The sequence below is a fragment of the Nocardioides sp. genome (assembly GCF_031397825.1).
In the GTDB taxonomy this organism is placed as follows: domain Bacteria; phylum Actinomycetota; class Actinomycetes; order Propionibacteriales; family Nocardioidaceae; genus Nocardioides.
Genome location: NZ_JANNML010000048.1, coordinates 1 through 26159 on the forward strand (window position 1 = coordinate 1; position 26159 = coordinate 26159).

Here is a 26159-nt window from a genome sequence, read left to right on the forward strand (position 1 = left end):
GGGTGCGCGACAGCCCGGAGTTCGCCGGGGAGCTGCCGGTCTCGGTGCTGCGCGAGGAGATCGAGACCGAGGGCGACGGCCAGGTGCGGGCGATGGTGACGATGGCCGGCAACCCGGTGCTGTCGACACCGGACGGCAAGAGCCTGGCGAGGGCCCTCGAGAGCATCGACTTCATGGTGTCCATCGACATCTACCTCAACGAGACCACCCGCCACGCCGACGTGATCCTGCCACCGACCTCGGCACTGGAGCGCGACCAGTACGACCTGGTCTTCCACAACTTCGCCGTGCGCAACACCGCCCGCTTCACCCCGGCCGTCTTCGCCAAGGGCAAGGACCAGCGCCACGACTGGCAGATCTTCGGCGCCCTCGCGTCCCGACTCCAGTCCCGGCTGGGCACCAGGCTGCCCCTCAAGGCACGCCTGACCTCGTGGGCCCGGATGACCGCGTCCCCCGCGGTCGTCGTGACAGGCCTGCTGCTGACCGGCAAGAAGGTCTCGATGCGTCAGCTGCGCGCACACCCCGAGGGCGTCGACCTCGGGCCGCTGGAGCCGACGATGCCGGGTCGCCTCCAGACGAAGGACAAGCGGATCGACCTCGCACCGGCTCTCCTGGTCGACGACCTCGACCGGCTGCACGCATCCCTCGCGGACGCGCCCGCTCCGGACGCGGACGAGCTGCTGCTCATCGGGCGCCGGCACCAGCAGGACTGCAACTCCTGGCTGCACAACACCGCCCGCCTGACGCGGGGCAAGCCGCGGCACCACCTGCTGATGCACCCCGACGACCTGGCCGCCCGCGGCCTGACCGACGGCGGCCGCGTCACCGTGACCTCGCGCGTCGGCTCGGTCGAGGTCGAGGCCACCGGGATCGACGACATGATGCCCGGGGTCGTGTCGCTCCCCCACGGCTACGGCCACCAGGTCGACGGCACCCGTCTCGGCCACGCCAGCCAGGTCGCCGGGGTGTCGATCAACGACCTGACCGACCCCGCCCGGCTCGACGTCTCCGGCAACGCCGACCTCAACGGCGTGCCGGTGACCGTCTCAGCCGCCCAGTAGGGCCAGGACGGCGGCGCGACCCGCCGCCGGGTCCTCGGCACCGAGCGCGGCCTCCGCCACGTCCTCGCACTGCTCGGAGGTGGTCGTGGCCAGCCGCGCCCCCACCGGGCGTACGGCGGCCGCGGCCATCGACAGCGACGTGACGCCCATGCCGACCAGGGCGCAGGCGAGCAGCGGGTCGGCCGCGGCCTCGCCGCAGACGCCCACCGGCTTGCCGGCCTGCCTGCCGGCCTCGGCGGTGATCGCGATCAGCTGGAGCACGGCCGGCTGCCACGGGTCGGTCAGGTGGGCCAGGTCGGTGGCCATCCGGTCGGCGGCCATCGTGTACTGCGTGAGGTCGTTGGTGCCGATCGACAGGAAGTCGACCTCCTGGAGCATCCGGGGCGCCAGGAGCGCGGCCGACGGCACCTCCACCATGACGCCGGCCCTGAGCCCGCGACCGCGCACGGCGGCCGCGAAACCACGGGCCTCGGCGACGGTGGCGACCATCGGGGCCATCACCCATGTCTCGGTGCCGGTGCGCTCGGCCGCGATGGCGATGGCGTCGAGCTGGCGCTCGAGCAGCCCGGGGTTGCCGAAGGACAGCCGCAGGCCCCGGACGCCGAGCGCAGGGTTCTCCTCGCCCTCGTGGGTCGCGAAGGCCACCGGCTTGTCGCTGCCGGCGTCGAGGGTGCGGACCACGACGTGCTGCGTGCCCGAGAAGGGCGCGAGCACCGCGGCGTAGATGTCGGCCTGCTCCTCCACCGTGGGCTCCTCGGCCCGGTTGAGGAAGCACAGCTCGGTGCGGAAGAGGCCGACGCCCTCGACCGGGGACTGGGCGGAGGAGGCCGAGGACTCCCCGTCGGCGACGTTGGCGAGAAGCTTGACCGGCATGCCGTCGGCCGTGGCTCCGGGGCCGGCCCAGGACGAGAGGGCGGCGCGCGACTCGACGTCCTGCGCCACCAGCCGATCGGCCTCGGCAGCATCGGGACTCAGCCGCACCGAGCCGGACGTGCCGTCGACCAGGAGCGGCGTCCCCGCGGCGATGGCCAGCGCCCCGGCCGCGCCGACGACGCACGGGATGCCCAGCTGACGGGCGATGATCGCGGTGTGGCTGGTCGGGCCGCCGCGCTCGGTCACGAGCGCCAGGACGACGGCCGGGTCGAGGCCTGCGGTGTCGGCGGGGGCGAGGTCCTCCGCGACCACCACCGACGGGCGTTCGGGCGTCGGCACGCCGGGCTCGGCCTCCCCGACCAGGCGGGCGACCAGGCGGCGCTCGATGTCGCGCAGGTCGGTGGCGCGCTCGGCCATCAGCCCGCCCATCGAGGTGAAGATCGTGACGAACTGCTCCGCGGCCTCGTTCACCGCGGTCAGCAGGTCGTCGCCCTTGCGCAGCCCCTTGCGCACGGCGCTGCGCAGGCCCTTGTCGCGGGCCAGGCCCGCGCTGGCGGTGAGCACCTCCGCAGCCGCGCCGGACGCCGCACCGGCCTTGGCCGCGAAGCCGGCGGCGACGGCCTCGACCGCCGCGTCGTAGGCAGCCAGGGCGGCGTCCTCGTCGGTGAAGCCGCCGTCACCGAAACGCGCCACGGCCTCGGCCGGGATCTCCGTGCGGATGACGAGGGCCGGCCCGAAGGCGAGCCCGGGGACGACGGGGGTGCCCTGGAGGAAGGCCGGGGTCGTGTCCTGCGTCGACGGGGTGACAGCAGCGGAGTCGGTGACCATGCTCACAAGTTAACCCGCTCACCCTCTTGACAGTCAACACATTCGGGCGTAAAACAACATATACACAGAAAGTGATGGAGGCCACAGACCTATGAGCATGTATGCCGAGGAGCGCCAGCAGGCGATCGCGCAGCTCGTCACCGCCCGCGGCCGACTCTCGGTCAATGCGCTGGCCGAGGAGTACGACGTCACCACGGAGACCGTACGCCGTGACCTCACCGCACTGGAACGCCTCGGCCTGGTCCACCGGGTCCATGGCGGTGCCGTGCCCGCCGGTGCCCTGGCCTCGATCGAGGCCGGTCTGGTCGAGCGGGAGTCCGCCAACACCGAGGCGAAGGACCGCATCGCCCGCGCGGCGGTCGACCTGCTGCCGGCGGCGGGCGGCACCGTCCTCTTCGATGCCGGCTCCACGACCGTCCGGATCGCCGCCGCACTCCCCCGTGACCACCGCCTGGTCGCCGTGACCCACTCGGTGTCGGTCGCCTCGCGGCTCATGACCTTCCCCCAGGTCGAGCTGCACCTGCTCCCCGGTCGCGTCCGCGCCACCACCCAGGCAGCGGTCGGTCCCGACACCATCGCCGCCCTCCACGACCTGCGTGCGGACCTGCTCTTCCTCGGCACCAACGGCCTCACCGCCGGCTACGGGCTGACCACGCCCGACCGGGACGAGGCCGCCACCAAGCGCGCACTGGTCGCGGCGTCGCGGCGCGTGGTGCTGGTGGCCGACTCGAGCAAGATCGGTCCCGAGCTCGCCGTACGCTTCGCGAACCTCGGGGACATCGACACGCTCGTCACCGACGACGCCATCTCCGACGAGGACCTGCGCGACCTGCGCGCGGCCGGCCTCGAGGTCGTGGTCGCATGATCGTCACCGTCACCCCCAACCCCAGCATCGACCGCACGGTCGCGCTGGCCGGCCGGCTGGCCCGGGGCTCGGTCCAGCGCGCCGACTCCATGACCTCCCAGGCGGGCGGCAAGGGCGTCAACATCTCCCGCGCCGCGGTCAGCGCCGACGTGCCCACCCTGGCGGTGCTGCCCGCGGCCGAGGACGACCCCTTCGTCCTCGAGCTCACCGCCGCCCACATCCCGAGCCTGACGGTGGCACCTGCGGGCCCCGTGCGCGTCAACATCACCATCAGCGAGCCCGACGGCACCACCACCAAGCTCAACAGCCCCGGCCCGGTCGTGACGGCCGACGACCTGGCCGTCCTGGCCGACGCGGTCGCCCGGCGTGCCGTCGAGGCCGACTGGGTGGTGCTGGCCGGCTCGCTGCCGCCCGGGGCACCCGACGAGTGGTACGCCGACCTGGTGGCCACCGTGCGGGGCCTCGGCGCCCGCGTGGCCGTCGACACGAGCGACGCCCCGCTGCGGGCGCTCGTCGACCGCCTCGCCAAGGGTGCGCCGCACCTGATGAAGCCCAACAGCGAGGAGCTGGCCTCCTTCACCGGCGCCGATCCCGTCGACCTCGAGGCGGACCCCGAGGCCGCGGCACGCGCCGCCCAGCAGCTGGTCGCGTCCGGCGTCGACGAGGTCCTCGTGACGCTCGGCCCGCACGGCGCGGTGCTGGTCACCGCCGACGGCGCCTGGCACGCCACCCCGCCGCCCACGACCGTCGTCAGCACCGTGGGTGCCGGCGACTCCAGCCTCTTCGGCTACCTCCTCGGGGACCTGCGCCAGCAGGGCCCCGCCCACCGTCTCGCCCTCGCCGTCGCCTACGGCAGTGCAGCAGCCGGTCTGCCCGGCACGACCATCCCTCGACCCTCGCAGGTCCGCGCCGATCTGGTGCAGGTCCGCGAGGTCAACCTCACCCTAGGAGGGTGACAGTGAACGCCTTGATCACGACCGACCTGGTCCGGCTCGACGCCGACCTGGGCTCCGAGAAGCACGAGGTGATCCGCGCGCTCGCCGGTGTGGTCGCCCAGGCCGACCGGGCGCTCGACGTGGAGGCGCTCGTCGCCGACGCGTTCACCCGAGAGGCCCAGTCCCCCACGGGGCTGAAGGACGGCATCGCCATCCCCCACTGCCGCACCAGCGGCGTGGACGTCCCGACCCTGGCTTTCGCCCGGCTCGCACCCAAGGTCGACTTCGGCGCCAAGGACGGCCCGGCCGACCTGGTGTTCCTGATCGCGGCTCCCGAGGGCGGCGACACCACGCACCTCCAGATCCTCACCAAGCTCGCTCGAGCCCTGGTGAAGGCGGAGTTCACCGACGGCCTTCGTGCCGCGGAGACCCCCGAGGACGTCATCGACCTGGTGACGCGCGTCGTCGACGCGCCCGCCAAGCCCAAGGCCGCACCGGCCCCTGCCGCAGCCGCCGTCGCGGCTGCTCCCACCACGGCCAGCACGGCCGAGACCGCGCCCGAGGCACCCGCCGCGGCGCCGGCCCGCCGTCGTACGTTGGTCGCCGTCACGGCGTGCCCGACCGGCATCGCCCACACCTACATGGCCGCGGAGGCCCTCGAGGCCGCCGCCGAGCGCGCGGGCGTCGACATCGAGGTGGAGACCCAGGGGTCGGCCGGGTCGACGCCGCTGGCCCCCGGCACCATCGCCGCCGCCGACGCGGTGATCTTCGCCGTCGACGTGGGCGTCCGCGACCGCGGCCGTTTCGCCGGCAAGCCGGTCGTCTCCTCTGGTGTCAAGCGCCCGATCGACGACGGCGACACCATGATCGCCGAGGCGATCCGCTACGCCGACGACCCGGGCGCCCCGCGCGTCGAGGGCAGCGTCACGGCCGGCGAAGGCGGCGGCGGCAAGCAGGGCATCGGTGCGACCACGCGCCGGGTCCTGATGACCGGCGTCTCCTACATGATCCCGTTCGTCGCGGCCGGTGGTCTCCTGATCGCCCTGTCCTTCCTGCTGGGCGGCTACGAGATCGTCAACCACCCGGAGATCGCCACCGAGAACTCCATCAACAACCTCCCGGACCTGGCCGCGCTCGAGCTTGACCACGCCCTGTTCGGCAGCCCGCTCCTGGCCTACCTCGGGGCACTGCTGTTCGTCCTGGGTGGCGCCGCCTTCGGCTTCCTGGTCCCCGCCCTGGCCGGCTACATCGCCTACGCGATCGCCGACCGCCCGGGCATCGCGCCGGGCTTCGTCATGGGCGCCATCGCGGGGGTCACGCAGTCCGGCTTCATCGGCGGCATCATCGGTGGCGTCCTGGCCGGCATCGCGGCCCACTGGATCGCCGGCTGGAAGGTCCCGACCTGGGCGCGTGGTCTCATGCCCGTCCTGGTGATCCCGCTGCTCGCCACGCTCAGCGCCGGCTTCGTCATGGTCGTCGTCCTCGGCAAGCCGCTCGCCTCCCTGATGACCGCCCTGTCCGACGGCCTCAACAGCATGAGCGGCGGGTCCTCGATCATCCTGGGCGTCGTCCTCGGCCTGATGATGGCCTTCGACATGGGTGGCCCGCTCAACAAGACCGCCTACGCGTTCGCCACGACCGGCCTCACCGCGGCGGCGACGTCGACCGACGCACCTGAGCTGAAGATCATGGCGGCCGTCATGCTCGCCGGCATGGTGCCGCCGATCGCCCTGGCGCTGGCCACCGTGCTGCGACCGCGTCTCTTCTCGGCACCGGAGCGCGAGAACGGCAAGGCCGGCTGGCTGCTGGGCGCCTCGTTCATCACCGAGGGCGCCATCCCGTTCGCGGCCGCCGACCCCTTGCGGGTCATCCCCTCGATCATGCTCGGCAGCGCCGTCACCGGGGGCCTCTCGCAGGCTTTCGACGTCAGCCTGCGCGCCCCTCACGGCGGTATCTTCGTGCTGTTCGCCGTCGACGGTGTGCTCGGCTTCCTGATCGCCCTGGTCGCCGGTGTGCTCGTGGCCTGCGCCGCCGTCATCGCCCTCAAGTCGTTCGGCCGCACCACAGCCGACGTCGTCACCGTCTGACCCGCGCCACCGTCCTCCACCGCACGACACCACCCTCCATCACTGAAGGAGCACCATGCCCACCAAGTCCGTCGTCGTCGGCTCCGCCGTCGGCCTCCACGCCCGCCCCGCCGCGATCATCTCCGAGGCGGCCGACGAGCTCGGCTCGGAGGTCCTGATCGGGGTCCCCGGCGACGAGGCCGTCGACGCGAGCTCGGCGCTGCTGATCATGACCCTGGGCGCCGGCCCGGGCGACACCGTCGAGGTGTCGGGTGACGTCGAGGCCGACGTCGATGTGATCGTCGCCCTCGTCGAGAAGGACCTCGACGCCTGAGGTGAGACGCCGAGTCGGCGCAATGTTGCAGTCTGCTGTGCAACATCGCGCCGACTCGGCGCGTCAGTCGTCGTCGGTGACGGACCGTCGGGAGCGCAGCGCGAGATAGACCGCGCGCACCCCGACGGCCCGCTGCATCTCTCGGAGCACGCTGCCGAAGAACTGCTCGCGGTAGGTCTCGTCGGTCACCGTCGAGACGGTCAGGTAGAGCGCGGAGAACGCCGCGAGGAACACCGAGACCTGGACCAGCTCGGCCGAGACGTTGTCGAGCCCACGGATGCTGTGGCCGGCGTCGCCGGTCCAGTTCTCGACGACGTCGGGCTGCATCGTCATGGCGCCGAAGACCATGAAGAACGCGAAGACGGTGACAGCGAGCAGCAGCACCTGCGTGGCCTGGATGACCAGCAGCACCAGGACGAGGTTCCACCGCTCGTAGCCCGCGACCTCGGCGAACGACGCGGGGTCCTCGTCGGGGTCGTCGACCAGCTCGCGGGCGACGTGCTCCAGCGGGGTGCCCCTGGTCGAGCGCAGCAGCTGGTCCTCGTCGACGTCGTCGTCGGTCCGGTCGACCTCCTCGGGCAGCCGCACCAGCAGGAAGGCGCCTGCGAGGGTGCCGAAGAGCAGCGCGACCAGCCACAGCTCTCCCCCGTCGAGCCGGGAGGCGACCTCCCAGACCTCGGCGTTGATGAACAGGAACGTCACGAAGACGAGCAGCAGCGGCAGGGCGCGCGACATCATCGGCAGCAGGGTGCGCAGGCTGCCGAACGTGCGGGCCAGGGCCCAGGTGACGATGGGCCTGGCCTCCAGGGCGGTCAGCGCGTAGGACGTCGCGACGACGGCGAAGACGGTCCACGAGGTGGCCGGGAGGAAGCTGGCCTCCCGGACCAGGAAGGACAGCACGATCGCGACCGCGGCCGCGCCCAGGAGGGTCGCCGCCAGCAGCGGCAGCACGCGCCGCGGACGCAACGCCGAGCGCACCGAGGCGCGCTTCTCAGGGACGAAGTAGGTCAGCCCGTGCTCGAGGAACCAGGCGTCGGTCTCGGCGACGATCTCGGCGTCGCGTGCTGCCGACACCTCAGGCGCCCAGGATCTCGCGGGCCCGTCGTACGTCGTCGGCCATCTGCGCCAGCAGCTCGTCGACGGAGTCGAAGGCCGCCATGCCGCGCAGCTTCTCCACGAACGACACGTCGACCTCCACGCCGTAGAGCTCGAGGTCGGTGCGGTCGAGGACAAAGCTCTCGATGCGGCGGTAGCGCTCGCCGTCGAAGGTCGGGTTGGTGCCGACGCTGATCGCCGCCGGGAAGTCCTCGCCGGTGTCGAGCCGCCGCAGCCGCCCGGCGTAGACGCCGTCCGCGGGTGCGGCGGTCAGGCCGTCCGTGGGCACGTTGGCCGTCGGGTAGCCGAGCTCACGGCCGCGCTGGTCGCCCTGCACGACGATGCCGCGCACGGCGTAGGGGTGTCCCAGCGCCTCGGCGGCACCGGCGACGTCGCCGGCCGCCAGGCAGGTGCGCACGTAGGTCGACGACCAGACCATCGGGCCGCCGTCGAGGGCGATGCCCTCGGCGACGAAGTCGTGCACGCGACCCTCCTCGACCAGCGTCTGCACGTCACCGGCGGCGCGGCGTCCGAAGCGGAAGTTGGCGCCGACGACGACGGCCGCCGCGTGCAGCGCATCGACGAGGACACGGGTGACGAACTCAGCGGGCGACCAGGCCGCGACCGAGGTGTCGAAGGGCAGCGCCAGGACCGCGTCGACCCCGGCATCCGCGAGCAGCTCGGCACGGCGCTCGATGGTGGTCAGCATCGTGGGCGCGTGCTCGGGTCGAAGCACGGCCATCGGGTGCGGGTCGAAGGTCACCGCCACCACCTGGAGACCGCGGTCGTCCGCCAGCGCGCGCGCGCGGGACAGCACCCCTCGATGTCCGAGGTGGACACCGTCGAAGTTGCCGATCACGACCGCGGTGCGGCCGAGACCACCGGGGATGTCGTCGAGGGAGCGCCAGATCTGCACGTGCAGACCCTACTGGCGACCGCGACGACGACCCGCTGCGGTCAGACGAAGACCGCGGTGGCACGGGCACGACCGTCGCGCGGCTCGTAGAGCGCGAGGAACTCCCCTGCCGGGTCGAAGACGGCGGTCAGCCCGTCGAGCTCGAGGTCGAGGGCCCGGCCCACCCGCACGTCGGCGGCCTGCGCGTCGTCCAGGTCGACGCTGGTGAACGTCTCGCGTGCCGCCACGGCGATGGGCAGCATGGTGGGGTGCTCGGCCAGCTCCTCGAGGGTGCAGGCCGAGGCGAGGTCGAACGACCCGACCGCCGTACGACGCAGCGCGGTGAGGTGTCCACCGACACCGAGGGCGGACCCGAGGTCGCGAGCGACGGCCCGGACGTAGGTGCCGCTGGTGCAGCGCATCGAGACCTCGAGGTCGACGTGCTCGTCGCCGAGCCGCACGTCGTGCACGACGATCTCGTGGATCGTGACCGGCCGGGCCTTCAGCTCGACCTCCTCGCCGTCACGCACCCGCTCGTAGGCGCGCTTGCCGTCGACCTTGATGGCCGACACCTGCGTGGGGACCTGCTCGATGTCACCGACGAACGCCGCCAGCGCGCGGCGCACCGCCGCCTCGTCGAGCCCGGCCGTCGACGCGGTGGCCGTGACGTCGCCCTCGGCGTCGTCGGTGGTCGTCGAGACCCCCAGGCGCATCGTCGAGTCGTAGCCCTTGTCGGTGAGCATCAGGTGCCCCAGCAACCGGGTCGCGCGGTTGACGCCGAGCACGAGGACCCCGGTGGCCATCGGGTCGAGGGTGCCCGCGTGGCCGATCTTGCGGGTGCCCAGGATCTTGCGGCTCTTGGCCACCACCGCGTGCGAGGTCATGCCTGCGGGCTTGTCGACGACGACGATCCCGGCCTGCGTGGTCACCGGTCCGCGTCGCCCTGGCCCTCGGCGTCGTCCCCGTCGGGGTCCTCCTCGAGACCCGCCTCACGGGGCTTCTTGTAAGGATCGTCCTCGCCGGCGAACGCCGCACCCGCACGAACCGCGGCCACGGCCTCGTCCTGGGCCTTGGCCCGGGCGAGCACCTCGTCGAGCGCACGCGCCTCCTCGGGGAGGGCGTCGTGCACGAAGGTCAGGGTGGGTGCGGTGCGGGTGCCGAGCTGCTTGGCGACCTCGGAGCGCAGGATGCCCTTGGCGGACTCGAGGGCCACGGCCGTGCTGGCCATCTCCTCGTCACCGCCCAGCACGGTGTAGAAGATCGTGGCCTGCTGGCCGTCGCCGGTGAGCCGGACGTCGGTCAAGGTCACGAATCCCAGGCGGGGGTCCTTGATGCGTCGCTCGAGCATCTCGGCGACCACCACCTGGATCCGGTCGGCGATCTTGCGCACGCGTGGGCTGTACATGCTTCCTACTCACAAAAAATGCCGAGGCGGCGCACGGTGACAGCAGGGCCGACACCGTGCGCCGAGTCGATCGGGGTCGATCAGGAGCGAGCGATCTCGCGCATCTCGAAGGCCTCCAGCACATCGCCTTCCTTGATGTCCTGGAAGTTCTTGACGACCAGACCGCACTCGAAGCCCTCGCGGACCTCGGAGGCGTCGTCCTTCTCCCGCTTGAGCGAGCCGAGGTCGAGGTTGTCGGCCACGACCTTGCTGTCGCGCAGGATGCGGACCTTGGCGTTGCGGCGGATGACACCCGAGGTGACCATGCAGCCCGCGATGTTGCCGAGCTTGGAGGAGCGGAAGATCGCGCGGATCTCCGCCTGGCCCAGGGTCGACTCCTCGTAGACCGGCTTGAGCATGCCCTTGAGGGCCGCCTCGATCTCCTCGATCGCGTTGTAGATGACCGAGTAGTAGCGGATCTCGACGCCTTCCTTGTCCGCCATCTGGCCCGCCTTGCCCTGGGGCCGGACGTTGAAGCCGATGATGATGGCGTCGGAGGCGGCGGCGAGGTCGACGTTGGTCTCGGTGATCGCACCGACGCCGCGGTCGATGACCCGCAGGCTGACCTCGTCGCCGACGTCGATCTGCGCGAGGGCGTCCTCGAGGGCCTCGACCGAGCCGGACACGTCGCCCTTGAGGATGAGGTTGAGCTCCTGGCTCTCGCCCTTCTCCATGGAGGCCATGAAGTCCTCGAGCGTGCGACGGACCCGACGCTTGGCCTGCATGGCGGCACGCTCGCGCGCCTCACGCTTCTCGGCGATCTGGCGGGCCATGCGGTCGTCCTCGACCACGATGAAGTTCTGGCCTGCGCCAGGCACCGCGGTGAGACCGAGGACCATCGCGGGACGCGACGGGTCGGCCACCTCGATGTTGTCGCCGTGCTCGTCGAGCATGGCGCGCACGCGGCCGTAGCCGGCGCCCGCCACGATCGAGTCGCCGACGCGCAGGGTGCCGCGCTGGACGAGGACCGTCGCGACCGGGCCGCGGCCACGGTCGAGGTGGGCCTCGACGACCAGGCCCTGGGCGTCCTGGTGGGGGTTGGCCCGCAGGTCGAGCGAGGCATCGGCCGTCAGGACGACGGCCTCGAGCAGCTTGTCGAGGTTGAGCTCGGACTTGGCCGAGACGTCGACGAACATCGAGTCGCCGCCGTACTCCTCGGGGATCAGGCCGTACTCGGTGAGCTGGCCACGGACCTTGGTCGGGTCGGCGTCCGGCTTGTCGATCTTGTTGACCGCGACCACGATCGGGACGCCGGCGGCGCGGGCGTGGTTGAGCGCCTCCACCGTCTGCGGCATGACGCCGTCGTCGGCGGCGACCACGAGGATCGCGATGTCGGTCGCCTGGGCACCACGAGCACGCATGGCGGTGAACGCCTCGTGACCGGGGGTGTCGATGAGGGTGATGCGACGGTCGGTGCCGTCGACCTCGGTGTGGACCTGGTAGGCACCGATGTGCTGCGTGATGCCACCGGCCTCCTTGTCGACGACGTTGGCGTTGCGCAGCGCGTCGAGGAGCTTGGTCTTTCCGTGGTCGACGTGACCCATGACGGTCACGACCGGCGGGCGGATGACGAGGTCGCTGTCGTCGCCCTCGTCGGTGCCGAACTCGATGTCGAAGGACTCGAGCAGCTCGCGGTCCTCGTCCTCCGGGGAGACGACCTCGACGGTGTAGTTGAGCTCCTCACCGAGCAGCTCGAGCGTCGCGTCGTTGACCGACTCGGTGGCGGTGACCATCTCGCCGAGGTGGAAGAGCATCTGCACCAGCTGGGCCGCGTCGACGCCGACCTTCTCGGCGAAGTCGGTCAGCGAGGCGCCACGGGCGAGACGCACGGTCTCGCCGTTGCCCTTGCGGACCCGCATGCCGCCCAGGGTCGGAGCCTCCATGGCCTCGAACTCCTGGCGACGGGCACGCTTCGACTTGCGTCCACGACGCGACGGACCGCCGGGGCGACCGAAGGCACCCTGGGTCTGGCCACGCTGGCCGGGACGGTTGCCGCCACCGGGACGACCGCCACCGCTCGGACCGAAGCCACCGGGACGACCGCCGGGCGCACCCGCACCAGCAGGGGCACCGCGACCGGGCGCACCGCGACCGGGCGCTCCGCCGGGGCCACCGCGACCGGGCGCACCGCCGGGGCCACCGCGACCGGGGCCGCCGGGGCCACCGCGACCGGCAGGACCAGGACCGAAGGCGGAGGGGGACTTGGGCATCATCGCCGGGTTGGGGCGCGGCATGCCCGGACGACCCGGGGCGCCACCCTCACGGGCAGCGGGGGGACGGGGCGGACGGTTGTCGCCGGCCGCGGGAGCAGGGGCGTCGTCGGCAGGGGCCTCGCGCGGCGAGGCAGCGGGCTTGCGGCCCATGCCCTGGCTCGAGGAGAACGGGTTGTTGCCGGGGCGCGGTGCACCGGGTCGACCGACCGGGCGGGGCGCCGGGGTGGGGGCCTTGGGACGGGCGCTCGTGCCGGCGCTAGCAGCAGCGGCGGGCGCCTCGGGGGCGGCCGGCGTCGCGGCGGGGGCAGCGGTCTCGGCCGCGGGTGCGACGGGGGCGGCCGCGGGGGCCTCCTCGACGACGGGCGCGGCCGCGGCGGCGGGCTCGGGAGTCGGCTCGGGGGCCTTCTCCTCGGGTGCGGCGGCCTTCTTGACCGGGCCGGGCTTGCGAGGGGCCGGTTTGGGGGCGGCGGGCTTGTCCTCGGCCGGGGCCGCGGCGGGCCCGTCAGCCTTGAGCGACGCACCTACCTCCTTGCGGAAACGCATCTCCGCAGGGAGCTCGACAGTGGAGCTCGCCGACTTGACGAACTCCCCCATCTCCTTGAACTTCTCGAGAACGAACTTGCTCTCGACGCCGAACTCTTTGGCGAGCTCGTGGACTCGGGTCTTAGCCACAATTCTCCTTCTGGCCCGACCCGCGTCCTGCGGTGGTGTGTCGGACCGTTAGTGGTGGTGTTGCAAACTCATCGGGAGTTACTCATCGAGTGCTCATGAGCTGCTGCTCCAGTTTCTGGTCGGTTTCGTCACTGTGGGTCTGTGCGTGAGTCGAGGTAGTCCGCCACCGGCACGGTGGACAACCCTCCCTCGTGCCGGAGGGCACGGGTGAAGGCTCGTCGCCGTACGGCGAGGTCGTAGCACTCGGTGACGGGGTGGAGGTGCGCTCCCCGGCCGGGTGCGGTGCCATCGGGATCGGGCAGCACAGCCGCGAGGCCGTGCACGTCCGAACCTGCTGTCACGCGCAACAACTCGCGCTTGGCGGCCCGCTTGCGGCACCCCACGCACGTGCGGACAGGGTCTGTCGACGTGAGAGGAGCACTTGGGTTGACCACCACCGGTGAGTCTATCCAACTCCGCTCACTTCACCGAACCGGGGCGACCCCGCTGCTGCGGTGGAGCAGGTCCCAGGGACCCCAGCAGTCACTCAGTCCTCGGCGGGCACCTCGGCGGGCACCTCGGTCGAGGCGGCGGCCGGCGCTGTTGCCGGTGCCTCGTCGTCGCCGTGGATGTCGATGCGCCACCCGGTGAGGCGGGCCGCGAGGCGGGCGTTCTGGCCCTCCTTGCCGATCGCCAGCGACAGCTGGAAGTCGGGGACCACGACGCGGGCGGAGCGGGCGGCCAGGTCGACGATCTCGACCGAGTTGACCCGGGCCGGCGACAAGGCGTTGGCCACCATGCGGGCCGGGTCGTCGGACCAGTCGACGATGTCGATCTTCTCGCCGTGCAGCTCCGACATCACGTTGCGCACGCGCTGGCCCATCGGGCCGATGCAGGCACCCTTGGGGTTGACCCCGCTGGCGTCGGTCTTGACCGCGATCTTGGTCCGGTGGCCGGCCTCGCGCGCGATCGCGGTGATCTCCACGACGCCGCTCGCGATCTCGGGCACCTCGAGCGCGAAGAGCTTCTTGACCAGGTTGGGGTGCGAGCGCGACAGCGTGATCTGCGGACCGCGCATGCCCTTGCGCACGGAGACGACCAGGCACTTGATGCGGGTGCCGTGGGTGTAGTCCTCGCCGGGCACGCGCTCGCCGACGGGCAGCAGCGCCTCGAGCTTGCCGAGGTCGACCATCACGTCGTCGGGGTTGCGGCCCTGCTGGATGACACCGGAGATGATGTCGCCCTCCTTGCCGGCGAACTCCCCGAACCGCACGTCGTCCTCGGCGTCGCGCAGGCGCTGGAGCATGATCTGCTTCGCGGTCGTCGCGGCGATCCGGCCGAAGCCGTCGGGGGTGTCCTCGAACTCGCCCACGACGTTGCCGTCGTCGTCGAGCTCGGCGGCGAGCACGGTCACGTGGCCGGTCTTGCGGTCCAGGGTGACCCGCGCCTTCTCGTGGGAACCGGGCGTGCGGAGGTAGGCGGTGTGCAGGGCCTGCTCGATCGCCTCGACCAGCACGGAGAAGGAGATCTCCTTCTCTCGCTCCAGCATCCTCAGGATGCTCATGTCGATGTCCATCAGGCGTCGTCCTCCTCGTCGATGTCGCCGGCGTCAGCGCCGGCGACGGGCTTGCGGTTGAACTCGATCTGCACGAGGGCCTTGTCGACCTCGTCGAGGCGCACGGTGCGCTCCACGCCGGAGACCTCGACGGTCGCGCCGACGTCGTCGGTGACCAGGATCCGTCCGGTGAAGGAGGAGCCGTCGCCCATCGTCACCTTGACCAGCCGGTCGACGTTGCGGCGCCAGTGGCGTGGCAGCGTGAGCGGGCGGTCGACACCGCGCGAGGTCACCTCGAGGGTGTAGGGCATCTCGCCCATGACGTCGGAGGCCTCGAGCACGCCGTCGATGGTGCGCGTCGCCTCGGCGACGTCGTCCATGGTGACGCCGCCGTCCTTGTCGACCGCGATGCGCAGCACGCGACGCTTGCCGGCGGGGGTGATCTCGACGGCCTCGACGTCGAGACCGTGCACACCCAGGGGGTCGGCGATCTCGGCCTCGATCTGGGCCTGTGTCTCGGCCTGCCTAGCGCTCATGGTGCGCGACCTCCCTGTGCTGTTGTGGGTGCTGCCTTGCCAGCGCTGCGTGACTCGCGCTGTGGTGCTGCTCCACGATAGCCGCTCCCGGCTGCTCCGCCAGCAACCGGAGATAGGGTCTGGGCGTGACTGACCAGGCTGCCGCGACCACCCGTCGTACGGCGTTGGGCGTGGCGCTGGGCGGTCTGGTGACCGTCGCCGGGTGTGATGCGGTGAGCGATCTCTCACCGCGGGGCGACACCTCCCCCTCCACCGCCGGCGCCTCCCCGACGCTGCCACCCGCGGACGCCGACGCCGAGCTCGTCGACCGTGTGGTCCGAGACCTCGAGACCACCCTCCAGGCGGTGCCCCAGGGACGCGGGCTCCAGGACCGGGTCGCCGACCTGAGGGACATGCACGCGGCCCACCGCGCTGCGCTGACCGGTGGGCGGGACCTCTCCTTCGCCACGTCCGGCACGCCGTTGCCGCGCGCGGAGGCACTGCGCCGGATCACCCGGCTCGAGCGGGCCCACCAGCGGCGGCTCGAGGCCGCGACGCTGGAGGCCCGCAGTGGCTCGCTGGCCCTGCTGCTGGCCCAGATGTCGGCCGCGGTGGCCCAACGGCTCGCGCTCCTGCCGACGGCACGCGAGGGGGGCGCATGAGCGAGGTCCAGGCGCTGCAGACCGTCCTGGCCGCCGAGCACGCCGCGGTCTACGTGCTCGGGGTCCTCGGCGGTCAGACGTCGCAGTCGGCGAGCCCCGGTCTCCTCACCTCGATCAGTGAGTCCTACGCCATGCACCGGGGGCGTCGTGACCACCTGACCCGCACCCTCGCCGACCTGGGCGCCGTCCCCGCGTCCAGCCAGGCGGCGTACGACGTGCCCTCCGACGTGGGGACGCCCGAGGCTGTCACCCGTGAGGCCCTGGCGCTGGAGCGCTCCTGCGCGACGACGTACGCGTTCCTGGTGGGCAGCACCACCGGCGACCTGCGCGCTTGGGCGATGCGGGCCCTGCAGATGACAGCGGTCCGCTCGCTCGTCTTCCGGGGAACGCCCGAGATGTTCCCCGGAGAAGACGAGCAAGCGGACCGTTGAGGCCTGGGACAGAGGCCGGGTGGAGGGACTGCCTGGGTGGGATAGGCAGTGGGTGTCCCTCCACGAGAAGCATGCAACAGGCCCGTCCCCGGCGGCACCTCCTGCGACGGGCACATTCGTGCATTGCAAGAAACTGCAACAGTGGTGCCGCCGAGGTCTCCTGGGCTCAGGCCCGGTAGGCCGCCCACATCTGCGCCGTGCGGGTGCTCTGGCCGGCGGAGAACTGGTCGTAGCAGCTGTCGTAGGAGTAGTCCATGTAGTTGTGGATCGGGTCGAGGCCCGGCAGCGTGCAGGAGTCGCGTCCCTCGGGGCACCCGTTGGTCGGGCTGTCCTGGGCGGGGGTGTCGCTCACCTCGTCGTTCGTGGCCGTGCAGCCGCCCTGGAAGGTGTGGTAGAGCCCGAACCAGTGGCCGGCCTCGTGGGTGGCGGTCTCACCCAGGTCGTAGTTGGTGGCGGTGCCGCCGGGCAGCGAGGAGTACTGCACGCGGATGCCGTCGATGCCCGGGTTGCGGGCGTAGTCCCAGGGGAACGTCGCGATGCCCAGGTAGTTGAAGTCGACGAGCCAGATGTTGAGGGCGTTGGCGCCGCCCTTGCGGGTGGCCTTGCGGTACTTGGTGCTCGAGCCGTCGCGGTGCCAGGTGTCGTTGTAGAAGCGGTCGGTCCCGGCAAGGGTGAAGGTGAACCCGGTGTCGGCGGCCGTAGCCGACTCGCCGCCCGCGAAGGTGGTGTTGAGCACCTGGACCTGCTGGGCGATCTGCGCGTCGGTGACGTCACCGGCGCCGTTCTTGGCGGCCATGACGTGGACGTAGACCGGCACGGTCACCCCGGCGGCCGCGACCGCGGAGGGGTTGGGCGTGCTCTTGCGCGCCAGCAGCGCCCTGGTGCGCGCCGCGATCCGCTCCTGCTCGGCGGAGGTGATGTCGCGGTGGTCGGCCCCGCGACCGCCCTTGGCGGCGGCAGCGGCGCCGGGCTCCACGCAGATCGGGCCACGGTCGGGCGAGGGGGTCAGGGCCGAGGCACCGACGGCGGTGAGGGAGAGGGTCGCGGCGCTGAGGGTGCTCAGGGCCAGGAGACGCAGTCCGAGTGTGCGCATGGAGGTCGTCCGTTTCGTTCGTGCAGCCGGCCGAGCGCCGACGGCTCCGCCGACCTTGGCGCCTCGAGGCCCCCCCGCGCTAGATCTTCGCGCTGCGAGAACGTGCGCTGCACGAACCTGCAGAAATCCCGCTCACCAGCCGGACACGATCCCGTGGATGTCCGCGAGGTCGTGGGCCACGGCGTCGGGCTCCCCCTCGGTGTGCCCCACCTGTGAGGTCGGGATCGCGCTGTGTGGGACGTGGATCGCCCCGAGACCGGCGTTGTGGGCGCCCCAGATGTCGTCGAAGAGCCGGTCCCCGACGTAGACGCAGCGGCTCGGGTCGCGCACCCCGACCGCGTCCATCGCAGCCTGGAACGCCAGCGGCGACGGCTTGGTCCACGGGATCTCGCTGGAGTAGACGTCGCCGTCGATCAGGTGGCGCACGCCGTCACGCTCGAAGATCTGCTCGTGGAAGGCCCGGGGCCAGATCGTGTTGGACAGGACACCGACCTTGAGCCCGTCGGCCCGGAGCGCCTCCCAGAGCGGGCCGACGGCGGGGTCGGTGTAGGTGTGGGGCTCCCAGAACTCGTAGTAGTGCCGCAGCAGCTCCGGGTCGTGGGCGAGCCCCGCCTCGGTGAAGAGGTCGGCCACGGTGGAGCTCTGCTGGTGGTCGCGCGAGCGACCCCAGATGATGTCGCCGGCGGCGTGAAGGCGGGCCCGGGCGGCCTCGGTGTCGTCGTGGTCGACGACAGCCTGGGCCAGCGCCAAAGACTCGGCGTGGAAGTCGATGTCGTGCCAGCGGGTCAGCGTGCCGCCCCAGTCGAAGATGACCGCCTCGATCGTCATGCGCGCATGCTAGCCATCGGTGCCGCCACTCCCACCAGCCTCGTCCCCGGTCGGCGGGAGGTTCTCCACCTCCACGACGGGGAGGTCTCCGGCCGGCTCGAAGCCCCAGACCTGGCCGTAGAACGACAGCTCCGACTCCAGCGCCCGCACCCGGTTGGCGACCTGGCGGAAGCCGTGCCCCTCCCCCTCGAACATCACCAGCGCGACCGGCAGGCCCCGCTCGCGGACGGCGGCGGCCATCGCCTCGGCCTGCACGGGCGGGACGACCCGGTCGTCGGTGCCCTGGAGCAGGATCAGCGGTGCCGCGAGCCGCTCGACGTCGCGCAGCGGGGAGCGCGCCTCGTAGACCTCGCGCCCCGACGGCCACGGCGCCACCAGCCCCCACGGGTAGCGCGACTCGAGCTTGTGCGTGTCGAGCACCAGGGCGGTCAGGTCGCTGATCCCGAAGTGGCTGGCGCCCGCGGTGAAGACGTCCGTGGTCGTCAGGGCCCGGAGCACCGTGAAGCCCCCGGCACTGCCACCGGTGATCGCCATGCGGGTGCCGTCGACGCGGCCGGAGTCGGCGAGGTGACGAGCCCCGGTCGCGGCATCGGCGACGTCCGCTATCCCCCAGGCACCGTCGAGCCGACGGCGGTAGGCGCGCCCGTAGCCCGTGGAGCCCGCGTAGTTGACGTCGAGCACGGCGAAGCCGCGCGAGGTCCAGAAGGCGCGGTCGGACGCGTGGGCCGGGATCGCCGCCGACGTCGGTCCCCCGTGCAGGGTCACGACCAGGGGTGGCAGGTCACCGTCCGGCGCTGACACCGCGGCGTTGGCGGGCGGGTAGAGGAAGCCGTGCGCCACGGAGCCGTCGTCGCTGGTCCAGTCGACGGCCTCGGGCAGGCTCACCAGCCCGGGATCGACGGCCACGCCGGCGACACCGCGGACCGGGGTCGTCGTGCCGTCGCGCAGGTCCACCGTGACGAGCTCGACAGGCCGGTCGGCGAAGCAGGCCTGACAGACGACGTGGTCCGCTCCGAGCACCCGGACGTCGACGACGAACGTCAGCGGGCTCGCGACCGCGCGGGACTCGCCCGTCCGAGGGTCGAGCACCGCCAGGTGGTGGCGCCCGGCCGAGGTGACGGTGGTGACGAGGCGGCCGTCGGCCAGCACGTCGTACGACGACTGGTCGGGGCGCCAGCGCGGCTGACCGTGGTCGAGCTCGACGTCGTGCAGCGCGTGGGGCTCCGGCGCAGTGTCCGTCACGTCGACCACCCGGTGCAGCGACCACCCGGTGGCGTCGCTGAGGTAGGTCAGCCGCTGGTCGTCGAGCCAGCGCGGCTGCTCGAGGGACTCCTGCTCGCTGCCCGCGACGAGCCGGACGTCGTGCAGGTCGCCGGCGACGTCCAGCTCTCCCACCCACAGCCAGGTGCCGTCCCACGCCATCCGCGGGTGGTTCCACGAGAGCCACGCGAGGCGGCGTCCGTCGGGAGAGAGCACGTGGTCGGCCACGAAGTCGGGCGGCGAGTCCACGTCGGCGGCGAGCTCCTCGGGCGCGCCGAGGGGCCGGACGCGACCGGCCACGAGCTCGGCGCCCGGGTCGTCGGTGCCGTCGAGGTCCAGGCGGACCAGCGACGTGACGGGCTCGACGGCGGGGTCGCGCTGGTCCTCGCGCAGGCAGAAGACCGCGCGGCGGGCCGGGTCGACGCGGAAGCAGGAGAAGCGCAGCGCGCCTCCCACGTCGGGCGTGATGGGCCGAGGCGCCTCACCGGGAGCCACGCTCCACACCCGCTGGTCGCCGAACACCGTGTAGACGGCCGTGCCGTCGGCGGCACCGACCTCGCCGCCGCCGTACTCGTGAAAGCGCGTGCGCACGTCCTGGCCCGGCAGCGACAGGTCCTCGGTCACGCCGTCGCGCAGCCGGACCAGGGTGGTGCGACCGTCGTCGGCGGGGCGGGCCTCGAGCCAGAGCAGGGTGTCACCGTCGACCCGGGCACCGGAGCGCCGCGTGGAGCCGGTGTGGACCTGACGGGCCGAGAGGGGCGAGGGCCAGGCACCGAACGGCACCGGCTCGCGTGACGGGGTCTCCATCGCACCACCCTAGGCTCAGCGTCGTGCCAGGGATCGGGGAGCTCGCGGAGGGCCCGCTCCATGCCGCGGTGAAGCAGTGGCTGTCCCGGCCGGGCGACGCGTTCGAGGTGCCGGTCGGTCGGTGGGTGGTCGACCTGGTGCGCGCCGACGGCGAGCTGGTCGAGATCCAGACCGGTGGCTTCGGGCCGCTCGGCCCCAAGCTCGACGGACTGCTCGACGAGCACCGGATGCGGATCGTGCACCCCGTCCCCGCCGTGCGGCGCATCGTGCGCGTCGACGGTGACGGCGTGGTCCTGTCCGAGCGCCGCTCCCCCAAGAAGGCCGGGGTGCTGGAGGTCTTCGACAGGCTCGTCGCGTTCCCGTCGCTGATCGGCCACCCCCACCTGGTGGTCGAGGTGCTGCTGTGCCGCGAGGACCACGTGCGCGCGCCCGCGCCGTCCCGAAGCCGGTCGGGTCGGCGGACCCGCGACCCAGGGGTGCGCCACCTCGCCGAGGTCGTGGGTCGCCACGAGCTGCGGCAACCGGCCGACGCACTGGCGCTGCTGGGCACGGAGCTGCCGACCGAGCCGTTCTCGACCGCGGAGCTCGGCGCCCTCGTCGGTGCGCCCACCGTGCTGGCGCAGCGGGTCGCCTACTGCCTGAGGCTGATGGAGCTCATCGAGCCGGCCGGACGGCGCGGGCCGACCCCGCTGCACCGCCTGGTCTGACCGGTCAGCTGCGGACCAGCGAGATCAGGTGGTCGACGACGGTGTCGGCGGCGACGTTCTCCTTCTCGCCGCTGCGGCGGTCCTTCAGCTCGACCGTGCCGGTCTCGGCGAGGTCGCGACCCACGACGACGATCGTCGGGACACCGATGAGCTCGGCGTCCTTGAACTTCACACCGGGGCTGACCTTGCCGGCGCGGTCGTCGTAGAGCACCTGCACACCGGCGGCGTCGAGGTCGGAGGCGATCTTCTCGGCGGCCGCGAAGATCTCGGGTGCCTTGCCGGCCGCGATGACGTGGACGTCGGCGGGGGCGACGTTGCGCGGCCAGCACAGGCCGGACTCGTCGAGCGTGCCCTCGGCGATCGCCGCGACGGCTCGCGAGGGACCGATGCCGTAGGAGCCCATGGTGACCGTGACGAGCTTGCCGTTCTCGTCGAGCACCCGCAGGTCCAGGGCGTCGGCGTACTTGCGGCCGAGCTGGAAGATGTGGCCCATCTCGATGCCGCGGGCCGACTCGAGGGTGCCCTCCTCGCAGCTGGGGCAGGCGTCGCCATCGCGTACGTCGGCCGCCTCGATCGTGCCGTCGGGCGTGAAGTCGCGCCCGGCGACGAGGTCCAGCACGTGGCTGCCGGCGACGTCGGCGCCTGTGACCCAGCGGGTGCCCTCGACGACGCGGGGGTCGACGAGGTAGCGGATCTCGGAGGCGCTCTTCTCCCCGAGCGCGCCGGGACCGATGTAGCCCTTGACGAGGGCGGGGTGCTTCTTCAGCTCCGTCTCGTCCATGGCCTCGACCTCGATCGGCTCCAGCTGTCCCTCCAGACGCTTCTGGTCGACCTCACGGTCACCGGGCAGGCCGATGGCCAGCGGCTCGCGGGTGCCGTCGGGGTGCTTGAGCACCACGAGGACGTTCTTGAGCGTGTCGCCGGCGGCCCAGGGACGGTCGTCGCGGGGGAACGCCTCGTTGAGGTGGGCGACCAGCGAGTCGATGGTGGGGGTGTCGGGCGTCTGCTCGGCGTGGGCGGCCGGCGCGTCGTCGTGGGCCACGGGCGCAGGAGCGCGCACCTGGACGGCCTCGACGTTGGCGGCGTAGTCGCAGCTCGTGCAGCGGACGTAGGTGTCCTCGCCGACGGCGGCCCGGGCGAGGAACTCCTCGGACTTCGATCCACCCATCGCGCCGGCGGTCGCCTTGACGATGACGTACTCGAAGCCGAGGCGGTCGAAGATCCGGATGTAGGCGTCGCGGTGCTTCTGGTAGCTCTCGTCGAGACCCGCGTCGTCGACGTCGAAGGAGTAGGAGTCCTTCATGACGAACTCGCGGCCGCGCAGCAGTCCGGCACGGGGGCGCGCCTCGTCGCGGTACTTGGTCTGGATCTGGTAGATCGAGAGCGGCAGGTCCTTGTAGGAGTTGTAGAGGTCCTTCACCACGAGGGTGAACATCTCCTCGTGCGTGGGCCCCAGGAGGTAGTCGTTGCCCTTGCGGTCCTGGAGGCGGAAGATCCCGTCGCCGTAGTCGGTCCAGCGACCGGTCGCCTCGTAGGGCTCCTTGGGCAGCAGCGCGGGGAACGACAGCTCCTGGGCGCCGATGCCGTCCATCTCCTCGCGGATGATGGCCTCGATCCTGCGCAGCACCCGCAGGCCCAGCGGCAGCCAGGTGTAGATGCCGGGGGCGGCGCGGCGGATGTAGCCCGCGCGCACCAGCAGGCGGTGGCTCGGGACCTCGGCGTCCGCGGGGTCCTCTCGCAGGGTCCGCACGAACAGGCTCGACATCCGCATCATCATGCGGGTCAGGCTACTGGCGCGTGCTGGGCCACCGCGAACCAGTTGCTGCTCAGGCGCCCCTGGTCGCGGCGTACGCCGCCTTGAGCATCGGCCACTGCAGCGGCAGGCGACCGAAGGCGGCGACCTTGAAGCCGGGGTTGCGCGTCTTCGTCGAGTCCATGGCCATCTTGACGTTGGCGGGATAGACCCCGAGCAGCAGCGCGATGCTGGCCCAGCCGGCCAGCTCGCGCGTCTGCGGTGCCAGGAGTCCCGCGGCCAGACCGATCTCGGCGACGCCGCTGCCGAGGATGACCTCGCGGTGCCGCGGCACCCAGCTCGGCATGATCTGCTCGTAGACGTCGGGCTTGGCGAGGTGGATGGTGCCGCTGACGGCGAAGATGCCGGCCAGGACCTTGGTGCTCGAGGAGATGGTCACGGCGGTGATCCTAGGGCGCCGCAGGGCGCACCGCTCAGAACATCACGGTGGAGAAGCGCGCGGTCTCGCGGAAGCCGACCGCCTTGTAGGCGCGGCGGGCCGCCTGGTTCCACTCGTTGACGTAGAGCGAGACGTGCGGCGCGATCTCGGCCTGCACGTAGTCGACCACCGCAGCCATGCCGGCGATCGCCAGCCCCTCACCGCGGCGGTCCGGCGGGACCCACACCCCCTGGATCTGGGCCGCCTGGCTCGTCGCACAGGCGACCTCGGCCTTGAAGATGACGCGCCCACCCTCGAAGCGGGCGAAGGACCAGCCCCTGCTGGTGAGCTGGGTGACGCGAGCGCGGTAGAGGTCGGAGTTGCCGCCCAGCTCCGGCGAGACCCCGACCTCCTCGGTGTACATGGCCACGCACGCGGGGTAGAGCGCTGCCATGTCCTGCCGGGTCGTCCGACGCACGAGGTGGTCCGGCTGCACCAACGGCGGACCGTCGATCACCAGGTGGGGCTGGAGCCAACGGATCTCCCGGGGCTGCCCCCAGCTCTGCGAGAGGGAGTTCCACAGGACCTGCACGGCGTCGTGCGGACCGACGATCGTCGACACGGTGCGGCTGCGCGACATCGCCCGCTCGGCGAAGGCGCGCGCGTCGTCCGCGGAGGCCTGGATCGGCACCAGGTTGGCCCCGACGTGGCAGGCGGCCACGAGGTCCCCGTCGAGGAAGCGGCCCCACACCTCGCCCCCCAGCCAGCGAGGCTCGAGGCTCGTCGTCCGTGCGCGGTAGAGGGCGAAGACGTTGACCACCGGGTCCTGCTGCGCGAGCGCCACGAAGGCGTCGAGGTCGGAGGTCCCCAGGGCACGGACGCCCTGGCGCGTGGTCTGCACGCGGAGACTCTACGGGTCGACGGCGGCGGTGGTGGACCGGTCACCCGGCTGCTCGTCGGCTGGGGCGAGGACGGCGCGTCGCAGGGGCGAGGTCCAGGCCACCAGCACCGCGACGACTCCGAAGGACGCCAGGACCTCCATCGTCGCGACGGTGCCGAGCGCGCCCACCAGCACGCCGGCCAGGACTGCTCCCCCGGTCCACCCCAGCCCCCATGACAGCATCCGTCCGGCGGTGTTGACCCGACCGAGCAGGGGCTCCGGCGTGACGACCTGGCGGTAGGACACGGAGTTGATGACGATCACCGTGTAGGCCACCGACCAGACGGCGAGCGCCAGCGCCGCCGCCCACCACACCGGCACGAGGGGTACGACGAGCCCCGCGGCCGCGCTGAACGGCAGGGCCACCAGGGCGATCCGCTCGGGGGAGCTGCGCCGCAGCAGCCGCGGGAGGGCGCTCGCGGCGATGAGCCCGCCGACCGCCCAGGCGCCGTAGACCAGACCGAAGCGGAGGCCCTCGGTGCCGACGTCGAGGCTGCGGTCGATCCACACCACCATCAGCGCCACGAACCCACCTCCGGCCAGGCACTGGAGCGTCCCCACGATCGTCATCGTGCGGACACCGGGGTGGCTGACGAGGAACGCGAGCCCCTCGCGGATGTCCGTCAGCAGCACCGTGGTCGTGAGCGGCGGGTGCTCACGGGTCGCGTCGTGCATCGGCCCCGTGATAGACGCGACCAGCGCAGCCGATGCGGCGAAGGTCAGCGCGTCGAGCAGCAGCAGGTCGGCAGGGGCCAGCAGCACCAGGGAGAGGCCGACGGCAGACGGCAGCAGGATCTCGTTGAGGCTCTGAGCGCCCCACGCGATCGAGTTGGCCTCCGCGATCCTCGCGCGTCCCACCAGGGTCGGGATCGCCCCGAAGACTGCTCCGTCGAAGAAGACCCCGAGCGTCGGGCCGAGGAACGCCACGACGAGGACGTGCGGCACCGTCACCTCAGCGAGCCAGTGCGCGAGCGGCAGCGTCAGCACCAGGCCAGCGCCGAGCACATCGGCGGTGACCATGACGGTCCTGCGGTTCCACCGGTCGGTGAGCGCACCGGCGACGAGCCCGAAGACGAAGTAGGGCGCCGCCTCGCAGGCAGCCACCAGCGCGGTGAGCGATGCCGACCCGCTGATCCGGTAGACCAGGATCGGCAGCACGATCAGCGTGATGATGCTGCCGGCGCCCGACAACGTGCGCGCCACGAGGTAGCGGAAGAACGCCGGGTCCCGCAGCACGCTCTGCTCAGGTGTCGCCGTCATCTCACCCTCCCGCCGGCCCCGTGCGGACGGCGGGTCAGCTGACGGTGACCTGGGCGCCGCCGCCCTCGACGGCCTCCATGCCCTCCGCGATGCGCATGGCCTCCTCGATGAGCGTCTCCACGATCTGCGACTCGGGCACGGTCTTGATCACCTCGCCCTTGACGAAGATCTGGCCCTTGCCGTTGCCGGAGGCGACGCCGAGGTCGGCCTCGCGCGCCTCGCCGGGACCGTTGACGACGCAGCCCATGACGGCCACGCGCAGCGGTACCTCGAGGCCCTCGAGACCTGCCGTGACCTGCTCGGCGAGGGTGTAGACGTCGACCTGGGCGCGACCGCAGCTGGGGCAGGAGACGATCTCGAGCTTGCGCGGGCGCAGGTTGAGCGACTGCAGGATCTGGATGCCGACCTTGACCTCCTCGACCGGCGGGGCCGAGAGAGAGACACGGATGGTGTCGCCGATGCCCTTGCTGAGCAACGCTCCGAAGGCGGTGGCCGACTTGATCGTGCCCTGGAAGGCGGGGCCGGCCTCGGTGACGCCGAGGTGGAGCGGCCAGTCGCCGGCCTCGGCGAGCAGCTCGTAGGCGCGGACCATGACGACCGGGTCGTTGTGCTTGACCGAGATCTTGAAGTCGTGGAAGTCGTGCTCCTCGAACAGCCCGGCCTCCCAGAC

25 protein-coding genes are annotated in these 26159 nt (G+C 72.0%); 8 read left to right on the forward strand and 17 right to left on the reverse strand.

Annotated features, from left to right (window positions below):
- Window positions 1-1061: molybdopterin dinucleotide binding domain-containing protein (locus RMN98_RS03700; protein WP_309647447.1), on the forward strand; the 1061-nt coding region annotated here is incomplete at its 5' end.
- Here the strand turns inward: RMN98_RS03700 and ptsP are convergent.
- Window positions 1047-2762 carry a phosphoenolpyruvate--protein phosphotransferase gene (gene ptsP / locus RMN98_RS03705; RefSeq protein WP_309647448.1) on the reverse strand — a complete coding sequence of 572 codons (1716 nt, stop codon included), beginning with the start codon at window positions 2760-2762 and terminating at the stop codon, window positions 1047-1049. The two genes, RMN98_RS03700 and ptsP, sit on opposite strands and share 15 nt — an antisense overlap.
- 91 nt (window positions 2763-2853) lie before the next feature.
- Between ptsP and RMN98_RS03710 the strand changes: the two genes are divergently transcribed.
- From RMN98_RS03710 to RMN98_RS03725, 4 genes are read left to right on the forward strand one after another with little or no spacing between them, the layout of a single operon-like run.
- Entirely contained in the window at window positions 2854-3627 is a 774-nt protein-coding gene (locus RMN98_RS03710; protein WP_309647449.1) for a DeoR/GlpR family DNA-binding transcription regulator, read from the forward strand.
- Window positions 3624-4583, forward strand: a complete 960-nt coding sequence (locus RMN98_RS03715) for a 1-phosphofructokinase family hexose kinase (RefSeq protein ID WP_309647450.1) — start codon at window positions 3624-3626, stop codon at window positions 4581-4583. The genes RMN98_RS03710 and RMN98_RS03715 overlap by 4 nt, the downstream gene beginning before the upstream one ends.
- 2 nt (window positions 4584-4585) lie before the next feature.
- Window positions 4586-6649, forward strand: a complete 2064-nt coding sequence (locus tag RMN98_RS03720) for a fructose-specific PTS transporter subunit EIIC (RefSeq protein WP_309647451.1) — start codon at window positions 4586-4588, stop codon at window positions 6647-6649.
- Window positions 6650-6704: 55 nt separating this feature from the next.
- On the forward strand, window positions 6705-6962 hold the full coding sequence (locus RMN98_RS03725) for an HPr family phosphocarrier protein (RefSeq protein WP_309647452.1): 258 nt from the start codon (window positions 6705-6707) through the stop codon (window positions 6960-6962).
- Between the two features lie 63 nt (window positions 6963-7025).
- Here the strand turns inward: RMN98_RS03725 and RMN98_RS03730 are convergent, their stop codons facing one another.
- The 8 genes from RMN98_RS03730 to rimP form a co-directional block, all read right to left on the reverse strand.
- Window positions 7026-8036 carry a hypothetical protein gene (locus RMN98_RS03730; protein ID WP_309647453.1) on the reverse strand — a complete coding sequence of 337 codons (1011 nt, stop codon included), beginning with the start codon at window positions 8034-8036 and terminating at the stop codon, window positions 7026-7028.
- A gap of 1 nt (window position 8037) precedes the next feature.
- On the reverse strand, window positions 8038-8973 hold the full coding sequence (locus RMN98_RS03735; RefSeq protein WP_309647454.1) for a bifunctional riboflavin kinase/FAD synthetase: 936 nt from the start codon (window positions 8971-8973) through the stop codon (window positions 8038-8040).
- A gap of 41 nt (window positions 8974-9014) precedes the next feature.
- Window positions 9015-9881, reverse strand: coding sequence for a tRNA pseudouridine(55) synthase TruB (gene truB / locus RMN98_RS03740; RefSeq protein WP_309647455.1), 867 nt, complete (start codon window positions 9879-9881; stop codon window positions 9015-9017).
- The gene (gene rbfA / locus RMN98_RS03745) at window positions 9878-10357 is read right to left on the reverse strand and encodes a 30S ribosome-binding factor RbfA (RefSeq protein WP_309647456.1); all 480 of its coding nucleotides are present in this window, start codon (window positions 10355-10357) and stop codon (window positions 9878-9880) included. The genes truB and rbfA overlap by 4 nt, the downstream gene beginning before the upstream one ends.
- Before the next feature lie 80 nt (window positions 10358-10437).
- Window positions 10438-13281: a translation initiation factor IF-2 gene (gene infB / locus RMN98_RS03750; RefSeq protein WP_309647457.1), complete on the reverse strand. Its 2844-nt coding sequence runs from the start codon at window positions 13279-13281 to the stop codon at window positions 10438-10440.
- 128 nt (window positions 13282-13409) lie between these two features.
- Entirely contained in the window at window positions 13410-13718 is a 309-nt protein-coding gene (locus RMN98_RS03755; RefSeq protein WP_309647458.1) for a YlxR family protein, read from the reverse strand.
- 89 nt (window positions 13719-13807) lie between these two features.
- Entirely contained in the window at window positions 13808-14836 is a 1029-nt protein-coding gene (gene nusA, locus RMN98_RS03760; protein ID WP_309647459.1) for a transcription termination factor NusA, read from the reverse strand.
- Entirely contained in the window at window positions 14836-15351 is a 516-nt protein-coding gene (gene rimP, locus RMN98_RS03765; protein WP_309647460.1) for a ribosome maturation factor RimP, read from the reverse strand. Before rimP ends, nusA begins: the two co-directional genes overlap by 1 nt.
- Window positions 15352-15476: 125 nt before the next feature.
- Between rimP and RMN98_RS03770 the strand changes: the two genes are divergently transcribed.
- Together RMN98_RS03770 and RMN98_RS03775 are read left to right on the forward strand one after the other, a co-directional pair.
- Entirely contained in the window at window positions 15477-15992 is a 516-nt protein-coding gene (locus tag RMN98_RS03770; protein ID WP_309647461.1) for a hypothetical protein, read from the forward strand.
- Complete coding sequence (locus RMN98_RS03775) at window positions 15989-16423, forward strand: ferritin-like domain-containing protein (RefSeq protein ID WP_309647462.1); 435 nt, start codon at window positions 15989-15991, stop codon at window positions 16421-16423. Before RMN98_RS03770 ends, RMN98_RS03775 begins: the two co-directional genes overlap by 4 nt.
- A gap of 166 nt (window positions 16424-16589) precedes the next feature.
- Here the strand turns inward: RMN98_RS03775 and RMN98_RS03780 are convergent, their stop codons facing one another.
- The 3 genes from RMN98_RS03780 to RMN98_RS03790 form a co-directional block, all read right to left on the reverse strand.
- Window positions 16590-17516, reverse strand: coding sequence for a zinc metalloprotease (locus RMN98_RS03780; protein WP_309647463.1), 927 nt, complete (start codon window positions 17514-17516; stop codon window positions 16590-16592).
- Between the two features lie 132 nt (window positions 17517-17648).
- A complete protein-coding gene (locus RMN98_RS03785) occupies window positions 17649-18344 on the reverse strand; it encodes an HAD family hydrolase (protein WP_309647464.1) in 696 nt (231 codons plus the stop codon).
- Between the two features lie 9 nt (window positions 18345-18353).
- Complete coding sequence (locus tag RMN98_RS03790; RefSeq protein ID WP_309647465.1) at window positions 18354-20411, reverse strand: prolyl oligopeptidase family serine peptidase; 2058 nt, start codon at window positions 20409-20411, stop codon at window positions 18354-18356.
- Between the two features lie 23 nt (window positions 20412-20434).
- Between RMN98_RS03790 and RMN98_RS03795 the strand changes: the two genes are divergently transcribed.
- Window positions 20435-21118 carry a hypothetical protein gene (locus tag RMN98_RS03795; RefSeq protein WP_309647466.1) on the forward strand — a complete coding sequence of 228 codons (684 nt, stop codon included), beginning with the start codon at window positions 20435-20437 and terminating at the stop codon, window positions 21116-21118.
- A gap of 4 nt (window positions 21119-21122) precedes the next feature.
- Here RMN98_RS03795 and RMN98_RS03800 read toward each other — a convergent pair whose 3' ends face one another.
- The 5 genes from RMN98_RS03800 to RMN98_RS03820 form a co-directional block, all read right to left on the reverse strand.
- On the reverse strand, window positions 21123-22895 hold the full coding sequence (locus RMN98_RS03800; RefSeq protein ID WP_309647467.1) for a proline--tRNA ligase: 1773 nt from the start codon (window positions 22893-22895) through the stop codon (window positions 21123-21125).
- A gap of 49 nt (window positions 22896-22944) precedes the next feature.
- A complete protein-coding gene (locus tag RMN98_RS03805; protein WP_309647468.1) occupies window positions 22945-23310 on the reverse strand; it encodes a hypothetical protein in 366 nt (121 codons plus the stop codon).
- A 34-nt stretch (window positions 23311-23344) separates the two neighbouring features.
- On the reverse strand, window positions 23345-24190 hold the full coding sequence (locus RMN98_RS03810) for a GNAT family N-acetyltransferase (RefSeq protein ID WP_309647469.1): 846 nt from the start codon (window positions 24188-24190) through the stop codon (window positions 23345-23347).
- A 9-nt stretch (window positions 24191-24199) separates the two neighbouring features.
- Window positions 24200-25489, reverse strand: a complete 1290-nt coding sequence (locus RMN98_RS03815) for an MFS transporter (RefSeq protein ID WP_309647470.1) — start codon at window positions 25487-25489, stop codon at window positions 24200-24202.
- Between the two features lie 34 nt (window positions 25490-25523).
- Window positions 25524-26159: flavodoxin-dependent (E)-4-hydroxy-3-methylbut-2-enyl-diphosphate synthase (locus tag RMN98_RS03820; RefSeq protein WP_309647471.1), on the reverse strand; the 636-nt coding region annotated here is incomplete at its 5' end.